The organism is Marinobacter nitratireducens (genome assembly GCF_000708045.1).
Classification (GTDB): Bacteria; Pseudomonadota; Gammaproteobacteria; order Pseudomonadales; family Oleiphilaceae; genus Marinobacter; species Marinobacter nitratireducens.
Genome location: NZ_ANIE01000009.1, coordinates 111,584 through 127,934 on the forward strand (window position 1 = coordinate 111,584; position 16,351 = coordinate 127,934).

Genomic DNA, 16,351 nt, shown 5'->3' on the forward strand with positions numbered 1-16,351 from the left:
TTTCCTCTGATCCCACAAAAAAACGGCGCCACACGCAGTCTGCAGGTAGTGCAGGTGCATGTAGACGCCGTCGTCTAAGAGTCTGTCGCTGTTGCGAGGCCATCATTGGTCTCGCTGAGCAGGATCCTGCAGAGTCTGTGCCAGCGTCTCTTCCGGTCGGAATAATCCATTTATTTCATGGGGTTGCTCGGACTTTTTGCAGATGGGCTGATTGCGGGCCGTATGGGGAGTGCCCCCCGTCAGTGCGTGGCGGGTGTTACTGGTGCACGCTCATTCAGCGCAGGCTGAACCTTACTGGAAGTGCGTAGCTGAATGCCTCGCCGACCATTTCGTCGGGCACTTTGGGAAGCGGCGCGGCCTGGCGGAGCATCTCCTCTGCTGCCTGGTCAAGCAGTGTGTGGCCGGAACTGGCGCGTAATGAATGATCCAGCAACCGGCCATTGCGGTCGAACCGGAACACGATCACCGGTGAGCCTTCCTGTCCCAGCCGCCGGGCGCGCCGCGGGTATTCATAGTATCGGCTGAGATGGCGGCTGAGGCGACTCAGGTAGTTATCCACAGCGGCAGAGGATCCGGCGTTGAGTTGTATCTGCTCGTCTTGCGCCTCGCCGTCGGTCTGTTTTTCGGCCGGCGCGGCAGTTGAGACTTCTTCAGCGGCCGGGGGCGCCTCCTCGGTGACGGGCTTGTCAGCGGGCTTCGGGTCGGTCACCTTTTCTGGCTCTGGCTCTGGCTCTGGCTCTGGCTCTGGCTCTGGCTCTGGCTCTGGCTCTGGCTTCGGTTTGGGTTTGGGTTTGGGTGCCGGTTCTGGTTCGGGCACTGGCGACGGCGCTGCTTCCTTTTTGTCGGCTTCAGGGGGTGTTTCTGTGTCCGCTGCCAGGCTGATCTTTATCGCCGGCGCCGTGTTTATTGATGCATCGCCAAGAGTATTGAGCTCAATTGGCCTGTCCGGAATGGCAGCGTAGGTGACAAACGCGGTAATAATGACAGCAAGGAGTAACAGGCCCGCGCGAGTGAGTTTGCCGGAGCGATGGGTCATGAGGCGGGCTCGGTTAGCAGGAGAATATCGGTGTAGCCGCCCTGCTCAAGCTGGCGGAACAGGTTCTCCAGGTCTGCCATCGAGATGCTCGCCGCCGCGGCAATTTTCAGCGGTTGTTCGGCGTTTGGTGCTGGCAGTCTGTTGAGCAGCCGACCACTCACCACCGTCTCGCTGCCAATCTGCCAGGTGCCGTCTTCCGTGACCACGAGGTCGGCATAGGGTTGTTGTTCCTGATGGCCGGGTGCGCTGGTGGGGAGCTCCGGAAGCGGATCATCCGAAATCTGGCCGGCCACGATGAAGAACATCAGAAGCAGGAAGACCAGATTGATCAGCGGAAGCAGTGCGTCTTCCACGCGCTCCATCAGGGTCTTTCCGGACGTGGGCGGTGGTGGAACCAGGTTGTTCATGGGGTATTGTCGGTGGCCCGTTTCCAGTGTGTTTCAATGCCCTTGGCATCCAGTCCGGTGAGGACGCGGGTAAACTGCGCCAACTCGGTTTGTGGTTGCGTGCTCAAATTGACTTCGGTGATGCCGGATGCTGACAACGCCGAGATAACGTCCCCAAGTGACAAAACATCATCCTGCCAACGAATGGCGCCCTCATTGGTGATGACCAGTACCGGGACAGGCTCTCCGGTGACGGAGCTTGGCTGACTTGTGTCGTTGCCCAGCTCCAGGTATCCCACCGGCAGCAACCGGCTGGTGAGCATGAAAAATACCAGCAGGATGAACACCACATCGATCAGCGGCGTAATCCGGATTGGGATGGGGCGGTTGGGTCTGGGTTCAACCAGCTGCATGGGCGAATCGCTGTTTGGCCGGCAGTTGGAACCCTTCGGGCTCGCGCCCGTCCTCAGACTCAGTGGCGGAAGATTCGCCAGGTTCCGCAACGACGTCAGCGCCCGTGTTATCGCGCCGATCGAAGCCGCTGAATACCGTGACCAACGTGCTGTTCATCACTTTGTGAATGCGACGCAACCGGAATTCGATCCAGGCTGCCAGGGCCGCAAAAGGAATGGCGATGACAAGCCCCGCTGCCGTCGTGGTGAGGGCTTCGTAGATGCCACCGCTCAGTTGGCTGGCGTTGGCACGGCCCTCGGTGGCCGCCATGGCGCTGAAAGCCTCCATCATGCCCATCACGGTCCCGAGGAGACCGAGAAGAGGTGCAAGGGCGGCAATGACCTCGATGATTTTCAGTGGCGCCTCAAAGGGCTCAAGTGCGTGTTGGGCGTCCCGGGCTGCGGTTTCGCGAATCTGGCTGGGATCCTTTCCGCCCTGGAAGGCCTCAATGGTGTCGGCCACAAGGTGCAGAAGCGGGTTCATTCGACCTCTGGTTCCGGCTTGCTTTCTGACCTGTGCCGGAGCGACGTCGGCCGGGGAAGATTGCCAAAGTTTCACGGTTTTTTTGAGTCCGCCGGTCAGACGCGGTGCGTACAATGCCCCACACAGCGTGAGATAGATGAATGTCGCGAACCCCGTGACAGCGATAACGGCCAGCACCATCATAACGGGGCCGCCCATCTCGAATAGGTGACCAAGAGGGCCATCGAAGAATACTGAGGGGGAAAGTGAAGCGGTATCAGGCATGGGATAGCTCGCGGCTGACATGGAGGTGTTTATGCAAATGGTAACGATTATCAGTAAGTTTGCAAGTGTTGAATCTGACAATCTGCGAGGGTTTGTTAAAATTCAATCAGTGGTGTTCAGGGTGCAACGCCCGTCCAATACCGAGCTGTGTCAATGGAGGCCTTCTATCTTTTGCCTGTTCTCATCAAGCGGAGCTGATCGACTGTGGTGATCAAGCGCTGGTTCGGAAGCCTCGTTAACCGGGCGGTCGCTCTGGTGGTGTTTGTCATTCTGCTCTCAGCCCTTGTTGTCACCGTGGTGGGTTCGTGGCTGAGCCGTGGAGAGTTGGAGCAACAGGCCCGCCAGCAGGTAGCCACCATGACCCAGATTGTGGCGGGAGAGCTGGACGAGAAACTGGCCCGTCGTCTCGAAATACTCAACCACGTTGCCCAGAGCTTTACCATGGATGCCCGGGCGTTTGAGTCCCGGGCCCGGGTCCTGGTACAGCAGCAGACTGCCTTGCAGCATCTCTTCGATGGCGTTTACCTGATGGATGCCGACGGTAATGTGATTGCCGAGTTTCCCGAGGAGTACCAGCTGGTCGGCCAGAATGTAAGCCACCGGGACTATTTCAAGGACGCCTCGAACTTCAACACTCCGGTGATCAGCGCCCCTTATGCGTCGTTATACCGCGACAAGCCCGCGGTGATGATTGCTGCGCCGGTCTTCAACCACAGCCACCGCTTTATTGGCATGATTGGTGGTGCAATCATGCTGGATGGCGAGCAGTTCCTGAAAGAGTTCGCCTCCATACGGATTGGCGCAACGGGCTATCTCTCGGTGTCGACCCGCGCCGGCACCACTCTTGCTCATGGCGGCACCGGTGAGGTGATGGTCCCGGTCAGGGTTGAGAACCCGATCCTGCGTGATGCCATGTCAGGGTTTGAGGGCACTATGCGCGCAAAGGGTGTAGACGGTTCAGCAACCATTGTCTCTGTGCAGCAGATGGCACAGGTACCCTGGTTTGTGGCCGCAATCTGGCCGACCCGGGAAGCCTTTGCACCCATGACCCGGATGGCGGATGCGTTCGTGTGGACGTTGCTGGGGGTCATCGTGGTGCTGGCGCCCCTTGCTCTGCTCATATTCCGGCGGTTGATGCGCCCTCTCGCCACCCTTGGTGACGAAATCAATGAACGCCATCTCGGGGTCCGCACCACACCGGTCAGCGTCGCCGGTGGCCGGGAAATCCGCCACGTGGCGCAGATTTTCAACACGGTTATGGACGAGCGGGACGAGGTCCTGGGCTCGCTGGCCGAGCGCGAGGCGTTTTTCCGTTCCCTGACCCAGAGTGCTCCGATCGGTATCGTGCAGACGGATGTACTTGGCCGGATTGAGTTCGTGAACCCCGCCTATGAACTGCTGATTGGGCGGCCCGCCTCGGAGCTCCAGCATACCTACCTGATCAACAGTATCTATTCCGAAGACCGCGACCTTGCGCTTTCAGGATGGCAGCAGTCGTTGCAGCAGCATGAGGTATTCCGGGGCCGGTTCCGGTTGCTGAGTCGGGCTGATGGGCAACTGATCTGGGGCGACGTGATGACATCGGTGATCGAAACGTCTGACAAGGCGCTGGGTACGATTACCGTAGTCCGGGACATCACCCGTGAGCTGGAGACGGAACAGGCACTCCGGGAAGAGCAACGGCGTGCAGAAAGCATCCTTGGCGTGCTCCAGGAGGGTGTCCTGATGGTGGATGTGGAAGGGCGAATCCGTTACGCCAACGAAGCCGCATGCCATTTCCTGGGCAATGGGGACGGTGATTGTATGCAGAGTAACTTCTTCGATCAGGTCGAGATCAAAGACGATGACCAGTCACTGGCACAGGCGGATTTCCTTGCCGGTGATGACGTCGATAGCCTGTATGTCACGCTCTCCAACGCGGGAGGAGAGGTGTTCGATATTGATCTCACCATGCTTCATGTCCGCCAGGGCAGCCACGACGAGCGCATGGTATTTGTCCTCAGGGATGACAGTGAGCGTCGCCGGGAAGAGGAGCGTCTGTCCTGGGAGGCGACCCACGATAGCCTGACGCAACTGGTGAACCGCCGCGCATTCAATGCGGCCTTGTCGAAATGCCTGAGCGATGCCCCACGTCAGAAAGCCCGCTCGGTGCTGATGCTGATCGATTTGGACTATTTTAAACCGGTCAACGATGAGGGCGGGCACCTGCTGGGCGATGATCTGCTCAGGCGGCTGGCGGACCTGTTCATGGTGTCGGTGCGCCAGTCCGATATAGTGGCGCGACTGGGCGGAGACGAGTTCGGCATCATCCTTCCGGCCTGTGGCCTGGAACACGCGCAAGCGCTGGCCGAGAAGATCCGGGCCGGTGTGGAGGCATTACGGATTGAGCAGGACGGCCGCAGTTTCGGGGTCACCGCGAGTATCGGCGTTACCGAGATGACAGTGCAGGACAGCGGTACCCGGGAAATTGTGTCGCGGGCGGATGAAGGTGCCTACATTGCCAAATCCCGCGGCCGCAATATGGTGATTGTTGTGCCTGCACCGCCCGACGCCCAGAGTCCCGGCTGAGACTACCACCACCCTGCCGATCCGCCTGCCAGCCAGAGCAACCGCAAAGCCAGCGCCGTAAGGATCAGGTTGAACGCCTTGTTGAACCAGCGGTTGCTCAGGGTCTTCAATAAATGCAGCCCGAGCCAGGTGCCGGCAAAGCCGGCAACGATCATGGCGGCAATGAACGGTAGCCAGTCGGGAAACACAAAGCCGGCAACACTGAAGACCAGCGCCTTGGGCGCATGTTGCAGTGTCATGGCGGTAGCGAACGTGGACACGGTCCGGAACCGGTCCTGATGGATCTGTTTGATGAAGGCCGCGACCAACGGACCGGTAGCCCCGACAAAGAGACTGATGAAGCTGGTCAGGCCTGAGGCCAGGAACACCCCGCCACCGCCCAGGGATCCTTTGGGCAGCGGAGGCCCCCAGCACAGATAAAGCACAAACACGGCGATGGTTGTCTGCCAGACATGGCTGGGCAGATCGACCAACAGCCAGGCTCCCAGGCCGGCACCAACCAGCACGCCCGGGGCGAAAGCCGCAATGACCTTCCAGTCGATGTGGTTCCGGGTCAGAATCGCCCTGCCGCCGTTTGAACCCAGCTGGATCATGCCATGGACGGGAATAATGGCCGCCGGAGGCAGCCAGCTTGCCATCAGGACCAGCAGAAGAACCCCGCCTCCGGCGCCGAGAGAGGCGGTAATCATGGAGGTGACGATCGAGCAGGCGAGGAGAAAAACGGCGACAAGAGGGCTCAGACTCTCCGGTAACAGCGTCAGATCCATGCACAGAATTCCGATGATTTCAGACGCTTGCCCCGGCACAAGGCGCGTGTCGCCAGTTCCACGTCTGCAACATAGTACAGTGACGCCAGGCCCAGACGGTCACGCCCGAGGTTGTGGAACACCATGCCGAAGGCTATGTCCCCGGCTGTAAAGCGCGCCTGGTGGTCAGCAAAATACTGGGCCGGTTTTGATAACAGGTCGTCGGTGAGCAGCGCTTCCACGCGGCCGGCACCGCCGTGGTAGGCCTGGATCAGCAGCAACGTGAATAACCGGTCGCGCTTGGCCTTGGGCAGGTGGCCAAACCGTGTTTCGAACACCGGGCGCAGGTTACGGGCATTCTGGTTCATCAGCTTCAAGGCGCAGTCGATCTGGGCCAGTCGGTGCCAGTAATTCCGGGGTTTGATCTGGCAGTCCGATAACGCCGACGGCGACAGTTGTAAAATGCCCCGGGCGTTGGCGCCGGAGTGGGCCCGGGCCTGGCCACCACTCTCGATCAGGATCTGGCCCGCCAGATAGGCCGGCAATTCCTCTGGCAGGTTCAGGCGTTTCTGGGCCTTGCGTTTGTTGTACACATACTCCACGGCCTCGTGCAGCGTCCCGGGTTGTCCGCTGGACGCGAAATCAAGATCGTCCCAGGCGCCCCAGATCCGGTCTGCGGGCAACGTGCCCAGATAGCGGGCTTTGGCTTCGCCCAGGTTCACGTGAGGCTGGTCGCAGGCAAGGGCGAAGGGATAACCGGTCACGTCGCTTCCACCCGCGATCCAGGTGTCCGCCTTTCCGTCATTCTTCAGCGCCTGGCGGGTATCGTTCAGACGGGTCTGGGTGTCTTGTTGGCTGCGGCCATCGGATATCCAGGCCAGAAAGCGGCCGCGCAGATCGAACAGGACATGGCGGTCCACATCGCTGCAATAACCAGACGACTGAAGTACCCATTTCCTGATGGTGAGAATGTTTTGGTAGACCCCCTGGCTGGTCCAGTAAGGGGAGGAGCGGACAACCTGAGTCCATGCCTCGTTATCGTTGGCACTGATTGGCCCGATCATGATACCTGCCAGGATGAAAATCCGGGCTGCCTGTCGTAAGCTCTTGAACCTGCATTTCATACACACGCAATCCCGATCTGTCCGCTAACACAATAACAAACGGAACCAGACATGAAACAATCCGAATATCTGCGCTATGACGCCACTGCCCTGGCTGACCTGATCCGTCGGGGTGATGTTTCCTCCCGGGAAGTCTGTGAGGCGGCCGTCGAGCGGGCGACCAAGGTAAATGGCACCCTTAACGCTATTTGCTACCCCCAGTTTACCGAAGCCCTGACTCAGGACTACCCCGAAGATGCACCTTTTGCCGGCGTTCCGCTGTTGCTCAAGGATCTTGCCCAGGAGCAGGCCGGGCACCCGTGTACGTTCGGAAGCCGGGGCTTGGCAAAAAACGTGGCGCCGCAGGATTCCGAGTTTGTACGCCGTGCCCGAGCTGGCGGCCTGCGTTTTCTGGGCCGCACTGCAACCCCGGAATTTGGCCTCAAAGCGGTGACCGAGTCCGACCTGTGGGGCGCGTCCCGCAATCCGTGGAACACCGACCTGACACCGGGTGGTTCCAGTGGCGGTTCTGGTGCTGCGGTTGCTGCCGGTATCGTTCCGATGGCCGGTGCCAACGATGGTGGCGGATCGATCCGGATCCCAGCCGCCTATAACGGTTTGTTTGGCCTGAAACCCTCCCGGGGACGGATTTCCAGTGGTCCCTACATGGGGGAAGCCTGGACCGGGGCGTCGTCCGATCATGTGGTTTCCCGTACCGTTCGGGACAGTGCGGCCATGCTGGACGTACTCAGTGGTCCCGCATCGGGCGATCCATTCGTTATCCCGCGGGCCGGTTCCCGTTACGCCGACCTGATCCAGAAGTCCCCGGGTAGCCTCAAAATCGGCGTGTTCACCTCTTCCCCCTATGACACCGAAGTGGCGCCGGAGTGTGTGGCGGCGGTGGAATCGACGGCCCGAATTCTGGAAAACCTCGGCCATAAAGTGGACTATGCGCGGCCAGAATTCGATGGCATGGCGTTGGCGCGCTGTTATCTCGGGCTCTATTTCGGTGAAGTGGCTGCGTTGATGGCCAGGGCCCGGGAACAGTTTGGTGCCAGGGACGAAGACTTTGAGTTGGATACCCGGCTGATTGGTATGCTTGGCGACAGCATGCCACTGTCGGATTATGTTCGCCGGCGACAACAGTGGAACGAATTCGCCCGCGCATTGGGCGCTTATTTCGAGAGCTATGATTTGTATCTCTGCCCGACCACCGGCCAGTTGCCGGCCCGGGTAGGCGAGCTGGATACGCCGGTGCACATGAAGCTCGCTGGTAAGCTGATGCTCGCTCTGAAGGCCGGCAAGCTGGTGCATCGTACCGGTCAGGTAGACCAGTTGGCGATGGAAAGCCTTGGGCGGACGCCGTTCACCCAGCTTGCCAACCTGACCGGAACCCCGGCGATGTCGGTACCCATGCACTGGAGTGAAGGTGGTTTGCCGGTGGGTGTTCAGTTTGGCGCCAGCCACGGTGGTGAGGCGGCACTGTTGCAATTGGCCGCCCAGCTTGAGGAAGCAAACCCGTGGTTTGGCCAGTACGAGCGGCTGGAAAATCAATTCGGCGATCCGGGGTTGTGATCCATTCGTTATGCCTCCACGTTTATCTTTGTGTCTAGAACAGGCTATGCTGTTGGACAGGAGGACCTGTTCCTTCCAGACAGACCCTGATGGCATCGAGGAGGCGAGCGTATTATGAACCAACCGATGGCAATCGATGAACTGGTATCTGTAGCACAGGCCGAAGCCATGGGGGAGCTGGATGCCCCCATGATGGCGATCGTCCTGTCCAGCGAGCAAAGCTACGACTTGCCCATCAACTCTCTGGAGACCGATGCCGACAAGGCCCGCTGGGGATTGATCCTGCGGGCAGCGCGCGAGCATGTGGAGGCGGATGCCGTAGCAGTCCTCTACCCGGCATGGACCACCATCCGTCAGAAAGCGGAAGCAACCGAAGAACCGTCCGGCGAGTCTGCCAGTGACGGCGACAACCCGCCCATTGATACCCTGTTCGTGCAACTTCACACCCGAGATCACGTCTACTGGCGTGGCTTTGAACAAATCCGGGACCCCAAACACCAGCGCATTATCGGCTTCCGCCGCATCAAGGCGCTGTCCACCGATTACAAACGGGATGAAGCGCCCTCGGTCACATCATGGCTCAGCACGCTGTTTGAGCCTCTGCCAGAAGAGGGTGAAGAGACCGCTGTGGATCGCGAACTGGCAGACCTTCTGGAGGAACCGGAAGTGACGGCAGCGCTCTATCCCCGGCAGTTGCGGTCATTGCATTAATTCATACAGGGCATCAGATCTGGGTCGCTCTCTCGGCGACCCAGATCAGGCTTACTGTTCCCACCCCGAGAAGGATCATCGGAACCACAGCTCGCTGGTAGAGGTGGTTGTGTCCGAGCATGTAGAGCAACGGGAATCCCACAAGCAGCAGCGCCAGCTGGCCCAGTTCTACGCCCAGATTGAAACCCGCCAGGGCGACCGCCAGGCTCGGGGTGCCGCTGGTCAGATCCGACAGTACACTGGCAAAACCAAAGCCATGAATCAGTCCAAACCCGAATGCCAGTTTCCACGTTTTCCGACCCAGGATGGGCCAGGCTACGTTCAGGGCGGCTAACGCAATGGAGAGTGCGATCACGGTCTCGACCCATGCGATGGGGAGGCGGACCAGTCCCAGTGCCGACAGAGCCAGTGTCAGTGAGTGTGCTGCCGTAAAGGCCGTCACAATTCCAGCCAACTGGATCACCCGTTGCTTCAATGAGGCTTCTGGGTCACCTTTCGAGCGCGTTGTAACCAGGGTCGCGGGGAGCACCAGTATCAGCAGAAAAAGCATGTGGTCCAGGCCAATGAGCAGGTGTACGACGCCTTCATAGGTGAAGCTGGCGAAGGTAGTCCACAAGCCTGTGGTTTGTTCTGTGAGGCGGATGGAGTTCTTATCGGGCGCCATTGCAGTCAGAACGGTTGAGCCGTCCTGGCGGATTTCCAGTAGCCCCCGGTGAAGCGTGTCCCGGTCAAATAGCAGGTTGTATTCTAGCCGGGCGGGTGCCTCGCCTGCGGGGCAATTCACGCGGTAGAGGCCTGCCACGTATCGGCCGTCGCTGTGACGACTCACGCCCCATTGCTGACCAGCCAGGGAGCAGGCCGCACCACTTGCAGACGACAGGGTAATGCCTTGCTCGACAACCCGTGTAATGGCCGCTCGCCGAGCCTGCAACTCTTGCCAGGTGATGCTGTTGTCGCGGTTCCTGTCCATGCGGACCAGGAGTTCCATGTCGCGCAAGGCGACGTCGATTCGAATTTCGGAGCGGTCCAGATCGAGGTAAAGGAAGCTGTCGCTGGCTTTGTGGGCCATGGCGGGGGCTGCTGTAACCATCGTCATGAACACCAGGGCGAGTGTTGCCGGGATTGCGTGGGTCAGGCGCATCAGTGGTTCTCCGGGTATCGGGCATCGTGCTGTGCGTTGCGGGACAGCCACTCGCTAATGCGACGGGTTTCTGAGTCTGCTCCGTTGGCCCGCGCCGCCCGCAGCAGCAGTCGCGTATCCAACGGCTCTCTCTGGCTTACCCAGTTCTCCACTGCGTAATCCAGGGCAACGTCCGGGCGCTGCACCACATCGAGCTGGAAGCGGGCGAAGGCTCGTTTGTGTAGCAACGTGCCCCGCCATTGGGCCTCGTCAAACCGTTCCTTCAGCGTCGCGGCAAGCGTCTCGAAACCTTCCTGGTCCGAGTGTTTCATGGCAATGGCCCGAAGCACCGCGAGAGCATCCACCTGCTCATAGCCCTCGGTGAGCGTCAGAACGGCCGCATGGTCGTTTTGCTCTAACCGCCAGTCCGCCAGTTGGGCCCGGATGTACAGATCGTCTGGGTTTATCTTCAGCACTTCCTGCCAGTGTTCAGTTGCAGAGGCCATCCCCAGTTGCGCCGCGATGTCTCCCAACGTGCCCTGAGCCCAGCTCTGTTCAATGGCGTTGAGGTTCCCACGGGCCGTCAGCGCGGAAAGCCGCCGGTAGGCGTCGTCGGCATTGCCTGTGCGGGCGTCCACCAGGGCGAGGCAACTTTCTGCGATGACTCCGGGATAGAGTCGCATCAACTGTTGGCATTGCTCTCTTGACTCGCTGTACTGGCCTTGCACGAGTTCAAGATTGGCCAATGTCAGTGCGGCCTGAATTCGTTGATTTCGGTCATTGCTCCGGGCAAGCACCGTGTTGAGGTCTGCTCTGGCGGCATCAAACCGGTGAAGGCTTTGAGCCAGCGTGGCGCGCAGAACCAGGAGACGGTCGCCCAGATTTTTATCCGGAACCGTGTCAAAGAGCCGGTCAGCGTAGCCAAGAAAACGGGGGTCGCCCGTGGCGCGGGCATTCTCGATCAGAGACTGAATCCGATCGGCCAGAGCAGCTGTCGGGATTTCGGTTTGCGAAAGGCTTGTGGCGTCGGGCAGATTGAGCGGCAGTGTTGTCAGCACGTCGTCTGCCCGGAAATCGGTCTTTATCGGGGATGGAGCAGCCTCGGCGACGTTGGTCACCAGAAGCCATGCCCACAGCCCAATCATGGTCCAAAAAGCCCCGCCCCGAAAGGCAGGGAGGAGGAACGCCGAGGCCTCCGGAGGAGACCTGCGGCGCGGAGACAACTCACTGAAGCAGATCATCGTAGGCCTGCGGGTTGTCGTTATCGTTGAAGCTGAAGTCAACGTTGTTCACAGCAACTGGCCGGGTGACGACATCCGTTGCCTTCACCTGGGCCTTCACGAAAGCTGTGAAGTCCACTGTGGGCTCCGGTCTTGCTCCGTTGCTACTGGAGCCATCGAAGCAGCCTGCAAGCAAGACGGTGCCAGCTGCCACCAGACTCATTTTCGTTAACAGGTTCATAATGCCGTCCTCTTAACTGTTCGGTGAGCCCGCAATCGGGGTGGCCAGATACGGGAAGGCCTCGCTCAGCTCAGCCGGGTCCAGCTGAACGCCATCGGTATAGCCGAGGTTGCCGTCTGGGGCGTCGGAGCCTGCGGAGCCATCGGTATAGACGAGTACCCCCATGGCGACGCGCAGAGCGATGTCGACCGTGTCATCCACCGGACGGCGGCCGTTCGGGAAGCCCGCGTTGTCTCCGCCAAGCACCCCGAGATCACTCTGGGAAGCCGCTGTTGTTGCGGGGATGGCCGGGTTGAGGCGCAGCATTTCAGAGGCGGTCACACCAACCGGCTGATTGACACCGTCAATGCCGGTCAGGAACGCAGTGACCAGATCCGTGCGCGGGAAGTTGTTCGGTGCAGTGACGCCGAACAGGACTTCGAGCAGTTCCGGCAGGGTCGGATGCGTCACGTACGTGGCGAATTGGCCGTCATCGGCCGGCTCGCTGGCATTGAACCGATCCTTGTCCTTGAGCCCGATAACCACTTCGTTAACCAGAGGCATGCCGAGCCGGGATACCTGGGTGTAGGCTCCGCCCTCGACTGTTGCACCTTTACCATTCGCGGCCGGCGCGGGGTTGATGATGCGTGCCTGACGAACACTGGCTGTGGTCCAGCCACCGAGCACGGGGTCGCCCGCTGAGGTCTCAGCTGTGCCTGTCAGACAGCTGGTTGGTACCTCCAAAGCGAAGGAGGTGACGTTTTTGTCCGCGAGGTCACCAGCGCCCTCACCGTCCCGGGGACCGACAGGGTTGGTGTTAACCAGGTCGAAAATTTCGCCCAGATTGACCGCGAAGGCCTCCTTTCGCTGACCGACAAATACCTTGCCGTTGGTGGCGCAGCCCGGTATGGCCATGTCGAAAATGTGGGCGTTGGCGTAACTGGCGTAATCGCCGAAGGACTTCGCGCCAATGTTGTCCAGAGGCTTGTCGAAGGTCTCCGTGCCCGTGGTCACGTTGGTGACGGTCTGCTCTGTGCCGGTTCGACGATCGCCGCGAATCACGGTCACGGTGTATTGCTGGCTTAGCTGAACATTGGCGTCTGCTGTGGCGTCACCGATGTTCTTCAGCGGCACCGACACCATCTGCTTGGCACCGTCGTCGCCGACGGGCAGCTGAATGTCGTTCAGGTTATCGGTGAACTGGAATCGGAAGGTGATGTCCTCCTGCGCGTCACCGCTGTTTTCAATGTGAATTTCGTAGATCGCGTCGTCATCCAGGTCGAAGTAGTTCGGACCGCCGTAGGCATCCTGCAGCGGCAGGTAGTTCGCGATCAGGGTGACATAGTCTTCCCGCCCTGTTTCATAGCTCCGAAACATGTAGAAATCGGTACCATCCAGTTTGGGCGTTTCGGTAATGAATGGCGCTTCCCGGTGGCTGGATGCATAACCGGTCGCAGCGCCGAGGCAGAGCCCCGAAATGGTAAGGGCGAGGGCTGAGCGTTTGATCGTTGTGTTCATTGCGTGTTCCTCGACTGTTCTTGTGGGTTGTGCCAAGGACGATACGGGGCCGTTTTCTTCCCGGATGCAGTTGTCGGTGAAAAAAATTTGGGAAATGCATCCTGTCGCCGGATTCGGTCGTATGTTAAGAAAAGCCAGGGTCTATGGAGCGAATATGGCGGAATCCAATGCAGATCAGGAGTACCTGATGGGGCTTCTGGTTGCGGTGTCCAGACAGGACCGCGAGGCCTTCCACGAACTGTACCAGTGCATGGCGTCCCGGATGTTTGGTGTGTGCCTGAAGCTGGCTGGGCAGCGGGAAACGGCTGAAGAGGCGCTGCAGGAAGCGTTCATTCAAATCTGGCATCACGCCAGAGAATATCATCGCGATCGTGGTACGCCGCTGGGCTGGATGATGACGATTGCGCGGTATCGCACGCTCGACCTGATGCGGGCCCGGAAGGTTCGTCAGAGCAGTGGTGATCAGCCTATCGAGCAAATGCACGACGAACGCGCAGGGCCCCTCGACGAATCATTACGAAGCGCGGGGGCCGCCGAGTTGACAGGCTGCCTCGACGAGCTGACCAATGCCCAGCGTGACAGTATCCTGCTGACGTTTTACAAAGGGCTGAGCCATGAGGAGCTTTCTACGGCCCTGAGTTCGCCACTCGGTACCGTTAAAAGCTGGATACGACGTGGCTTGCTGGCGCTGAAGAGGTGTCTGGAACAATGAAGAGAACACCTGAACGCATTGAAAGCCTGGCGGCGGAATACGTACTGGGAACGCTTCAAGGGCGTGCCAGGCGGCGCTTCGAGCGTTGGATGATGGAGTCAGTCACCGTTCGCCAGGAAGTCTGGTACTGGGAAGAAAAGCTCGGGATGCTGGCGTCGGAAGTGCCGTCTGAAGTGCCCCCGGTGTCGGTATGGGCGGCCATCGAAAAGCGGCTTTGGCCGGAACAGATGGCCGCCAATGATGCACCGCCACAAGGCAAAAACTGGTTCTGGACAGGCTGGAGTCTGGCGGCAACCGCAGCGGCGATGGTCATGGCAGTTTTGTTCTTGCAAGAGCCGAAACTGCCAGTGGGCAGCCAACTGTCCGGAGCCATTGTTCAGGCCAATGTCAGCGACCCGTTGTGGCTGGTGAGTGAATCCGCTGAACAACGGCTATTAAAACTCAGGCCGGTGGCAGCAGATCCCGCTCAGAGCGGCAAGGACTACGAGCTATGGATTGTGCCTGAAGACGGCCAGCCGCTGTCGCTCGGGGTGATTCCTGCAGGCGGCGTGCATCAGGTGACGCTGACGGATAAGGCGCGGGCGACGCTATCCAGCAGCCGCACTCTGGCGATCAGCCTTGAACCCCGTGGTGGTTCGCCCACAGGCGCACCAACGGGACCGATCCTGCACGTGACTAAACTTTATGAGCTCTGATTCGGTTAGCCGGACGCCATCATGTTCAGGCACAGTTGCGCATTCTGGATAAAGTGGCTGAATGCCGAGAGTTGTTGATCGGAAGGCAGGTAGTCCCCGGCTGCGTTGTCAGCGTAAAACAGCCCGACCAGGCGCCCCCTGGCCTTGAGCGGGCCGATCAGGGCCGGTACGCGCCCTAGCCAGCGATCATACGGCACGCCGTCGGCGTTCTTTGCGGGCTGGTAGATAACGCTTGAGGCATTGGGGAGCAGGCAGCCCAGGGGACCGGTGCCATCTCGGGCGATGGTCAGGTTCTCACGCCATTCTTCTGTGCCGCGCCCGCCAACCTTGCGGGGGACCAGATTCTGACCCCCGCGGTCGGTCATCAGTAAGACCACCCTTTGCATTCCGATGGCACGGTGAACCCCCTCGATGACTAACTGGCAGACCTCGTTGATATCTGGTTTCTCCGCCAGCGTCTGGGTCATGTCGCGGAGAATCTGAAGTTGCAGCTCCGGATCGATATCCGGCGCCCTGGCGGCGGTGTTGCCGTTCCGATTCTCGCTGCCTGGGAGTAATTCAGTGACCTGAGGGATGCCCAGAGACACCGCAACCTTGGCCGCTTCAGACGCGTTCACCTTGACCCGGTCCCGGATCGCGGCCGGCGCTTCTCCAACGTCTGCGGCTAGGCGCTCGAGCAGCTTGTCTATCTCTGCCCCGCGCCAGCCATTTTCGGACAGTTTGGCCATTTCGACCGAGTGTCTCACCAGACTCGCGCCCGGAGAGTTGGGCTTGCCCGGGGACACGACATCCCGGATGAACGGGCCAAGGGACCAGGCCTCGACGAGGCCCCGGGTGATCTCGGTAAAGGTCGTATTGAGAACCTCTTTCTGTGCTTCGACGGGAGGCTCCTCCAGTCGCAAGCGTTGTTCCAGCTCGGTGGCTTGTTCGGTGTCGCACGACCAGAAAGCCAACTCGCCAATACTCATCAACAGGCCACCGATGAATACTTCTTCCAGCGCCGTCTCGTTGCGCTTGGGCATCAGGCAGCGGGCCTGGACCGCGGCATGAATCGCGCGCGCCAGGCAGCGCAGAAGGTGGGGGCGATCATTGCGCTGCAGCAGCGTATCCACCACCAGTGAGGAGATCGCCATGGACTTCACGGCATCGAAGCCGATCAGGGTAATGGCTCGGCTGACGGTGCTGACCTGGGTCCGGGTCTGGTTGTAAAACACCGTGTTGGACAGCCGGAGAACCTGCGAGGTGAGCTGGGCATCGTTGAGAATGACATTAGCCAACTCGTTCACGGTGCTGTTCTTGCTGTCGGTCAACTCGTTGATTCGGCGCAGGGTATTGGCGAGAACCGGTAACTCCACCTTGCTGAGGTAGCTGACCCAGGCCTGGGTCGACATGAGGCGTTCGGTGGGGGGGGTGTCGGTTGTGGTCAAGGTGGTGTTCTCTGGCGGTCTGGCTGATAAATTGTTTCGGGTTGCTAACAGTCTAGCAGTGTCGCCAGTGGTGTCAGGTAACGGTTTGTGTCGGCGTTATACGGGCATTTACCC

At 59.9% G+C, this 16,351-nt stretch carries 16 protein-coding genes; 5 read left to right on the plus strand and 11 right to left on the minus strand.

What is annotated here, in order from left to right; genetic code table 11:
- Nucleotides 1-274: 274 nt before the first annotated feature.
- From D777_RS14615 to D777_RS14630, 4 genes are read right to left on the minus strand one after another with little or no spacing between them, the layout of a single operon-like run.
- On the minus strand, nucleotides 275-1,036 hold the full coding sequence (locus D777_RS14615) for an energy transducer TonB (RefSeq protein ID WP_036133702.1): 762 nt from the start codon (nucleotides 1,034-1,036) through the stop codon (nucleotides 275-277).
- Nucleotides 1,033-1,443 carry an ExbD/TolR family protein gene (locus D777_RS14620; protein ID WP_036133705.1) on the minus strand — a complete coding sequence of 137 codons (411 nt, stop codon included), beginning with the start codon at nucleotides 1,441-1,443 and terminating at the stop codon, nucleotides 1,033-1,035. Before D777_RS14620 ends, D777_RS14615 begins: the two co-directional genes overlap by 4 nt.
- On the minus strand, nucleotides 1,440-1,835 hold the full coding sequence (locus D777_RS14625) for an ExbD/TolR family protein (RefSeq protein WP_036133708.1): 396 nt from the start codon (nucleotides 1,833-1,835) through the stop codon (nucleotides 1,440-1,442). The genes D777_RS14620 and D777_RS14625 overlap by 4 nt, the downstream gene beginning before the upstream one ends.
- A complete protein-coding gene (locus D777_RS14630; protein WP_036134399.1) occupies nucleotides 1,822-2,622 on the minus strand; it encodes a MotA/TolQ/ExbB proton channel family protein in 801 nt (266 codons plus the stop codon). The genes D777_RS14625 and D777_RS14630 overlap by 14 nt, the downstream gene beginning before the upstream one ends.
- Before the next feature lie 204 nt (nucleotides 2,623-2,826).
- Here D777_RS14630 and D777_RS14635 point away from each other — a divergent pair, with 204 nt between their 5' ends.
- Nucleotides 2,827-5,190 carry a diguanylate cyclase domain-containing protein gene (locus D777_RS14635; RefSeq protein WP_227501789.1) on the plus strand — a complete coding sequence of 788 codons (2,364 nt, stop codon included), beginning with the start codon at nucleotides 2,827-2,829 and terminating at the stop codon, nucleotides 5,188-5,190.
- Between the two features lie 2 nt (nucleotides 5,191-5,192).
- Here D777_RS14635 and D777_RS14640 read toward each other — a convergent pair whose 3' ends face one another.
- Both D777_RS14640 and D777_RS14645 read right to left on the minus strand, forming a co-directional pair.
- A complete protein-coding gene (locus D777_RS14640; protein WP_036133710.1) occupies nucleotides 5,193-5,957 on the minus strand; it encodes a sulfite exporter TauE/SafE family protein in 765 nt (254 codons plus the stop codon).
- Nucleotides 5,948-7,060, minus strand: coding sequence for a transglycosylase SLT domain-containing protein (locus D777_RS14645; RefSeq protein ID WP_036133713.1), 1,113 nt, complete (start codon nucleotides 7,058-7,060; stop codon nucleotides 5,948-5,950). Before D777_RS14645 ends, D777_RS14640 begins: the two co-directional genes overlap by 10 nt.
- 51 nt (nucleotides 7,061-7,111) lie before the next feature.
- Between D777_RS14645 and D777_RS14650 the strand changes: the two genes are divergently transcribed.
- Complete coding sequence (locus D777_RS14650) at nucleotides 7,112-8,614, plus strand: amidase (RefSeq protein WP_036133717.1); 1,503 nt, start codon at nucleotides 7,112-7,114, stop codon at nucleotides 8,612-8,614.
- Between the two features lie 114 nt (nucleotides 8,615-8,728).
- Entirely contained in the window at nucleotides 8,729-9,325 is a 597-nt protein-coding gene (locus D777_RS14655) for a hypothetical protein (protein ID WP_036133719.1), read from the plus strand.
- 13 nt (nucleotides 9,326-9,338) lie between these two features.
- Here the strand turns inward: D777_RS14655 and D777_RS14660 are convergent, their stop codons facing one another.
- The 4 genes from D777_RS14660 to D777_RS14675 form a co-directional block, all read right to left on the minus strand.
- Entirely contained in the window at nucleotides 9,339-10,466 is a 1,128-nt protein-coding gene (locus D777_RS14660; protein WP_051669127.1) for a HupE/UreJ family protein, read from the minus strand.
- Nucleotides 10,466-11,590: a tetratricopeptide repeat protein gene (locus D777_RS14665; protein WP_036133722.1), complete on the minus strand. Its 1,125-nt coding sequence runs from the start codon at nucleotides 11,588-11,590 to the stop codon at nucleotides 10,466-10,468. The genes D777_RS14660 and D777_RS14665 overlap by 1 nt, the downstream gene beginning before the upstream one ends.
- A 79-nt stretch (nucleotides 11,591-11,669) precedes the next feature.
- Nucleotides 11,670-11,906, minus strand: a complete 237-nt coding sequence (locus D777_RS14670; protein WP_051669128.1) for a hypothetical protein — start codon at nucleotides 11,904-11,906, stop codon at nucleotides 11,670-11,672.
- 12 nt (nucleotides 11,907-11,918) lie between these two features.
- Entirely contained in the window at nucleotides 11,919-13,403 is a 1,485-nt protein-coding gene (locus D777_RS14675; RefSeq protein WP_036133724.1) for a DUF4331 domain-containing protein, read from the minus strand.
- A gap of 154 nt (nucleotides 13,404-13,557) precedes the next feature.
- Between D777_RS14675 and D777_RS14680 the strand changes: the two genes are divergently transcribed.
- Both D777_RS14680 and D777_RS14685 read left to right on the plus strand, forming a co-directional pair.
- A complete protein-coding gene (locus D777_RS14680) occupies nucleotides 13,558-14,115 on the plus strand; it encodes a sigma-70 family RNA polymerase sigma factor (protein ID WP_036133727.1) in 558 nt (185 codons plus the stop codon).
- Entirely contained in the window at nucleotides 14,112-14,810 is a 699-nt protein-coding gene (locus D777_RS14685) for an anti-sigma factor (RefSeq protein WP_036133730.1), read from the plus strand. Before D777_RS14680 ends, D777_RS14685 begins: the two co-directional genes overlap by 4 nt.
- Nucleotides 14,811-14,815: 5 nt before the next feature.
- Here D777_RS14685 and D777_RS14690 read toward each other — a convergent pair whose 3' ends face one another.
- The gene (locus D777_RS14690) at nucleotides 14,816-16,237 is read right to left on the minus strand and encodes an HDOD domain-containing protein (RefSeq protein WP_036133733.1); all 1,422 of its coding nucleotides are present in this window, start codon (nucleotides 16,235-16,237) and stop codon (nucleotides 14,816-14,818) included.
- Nucleotides 16,238-16,351 lie beyond the last annotated feature (114 nt).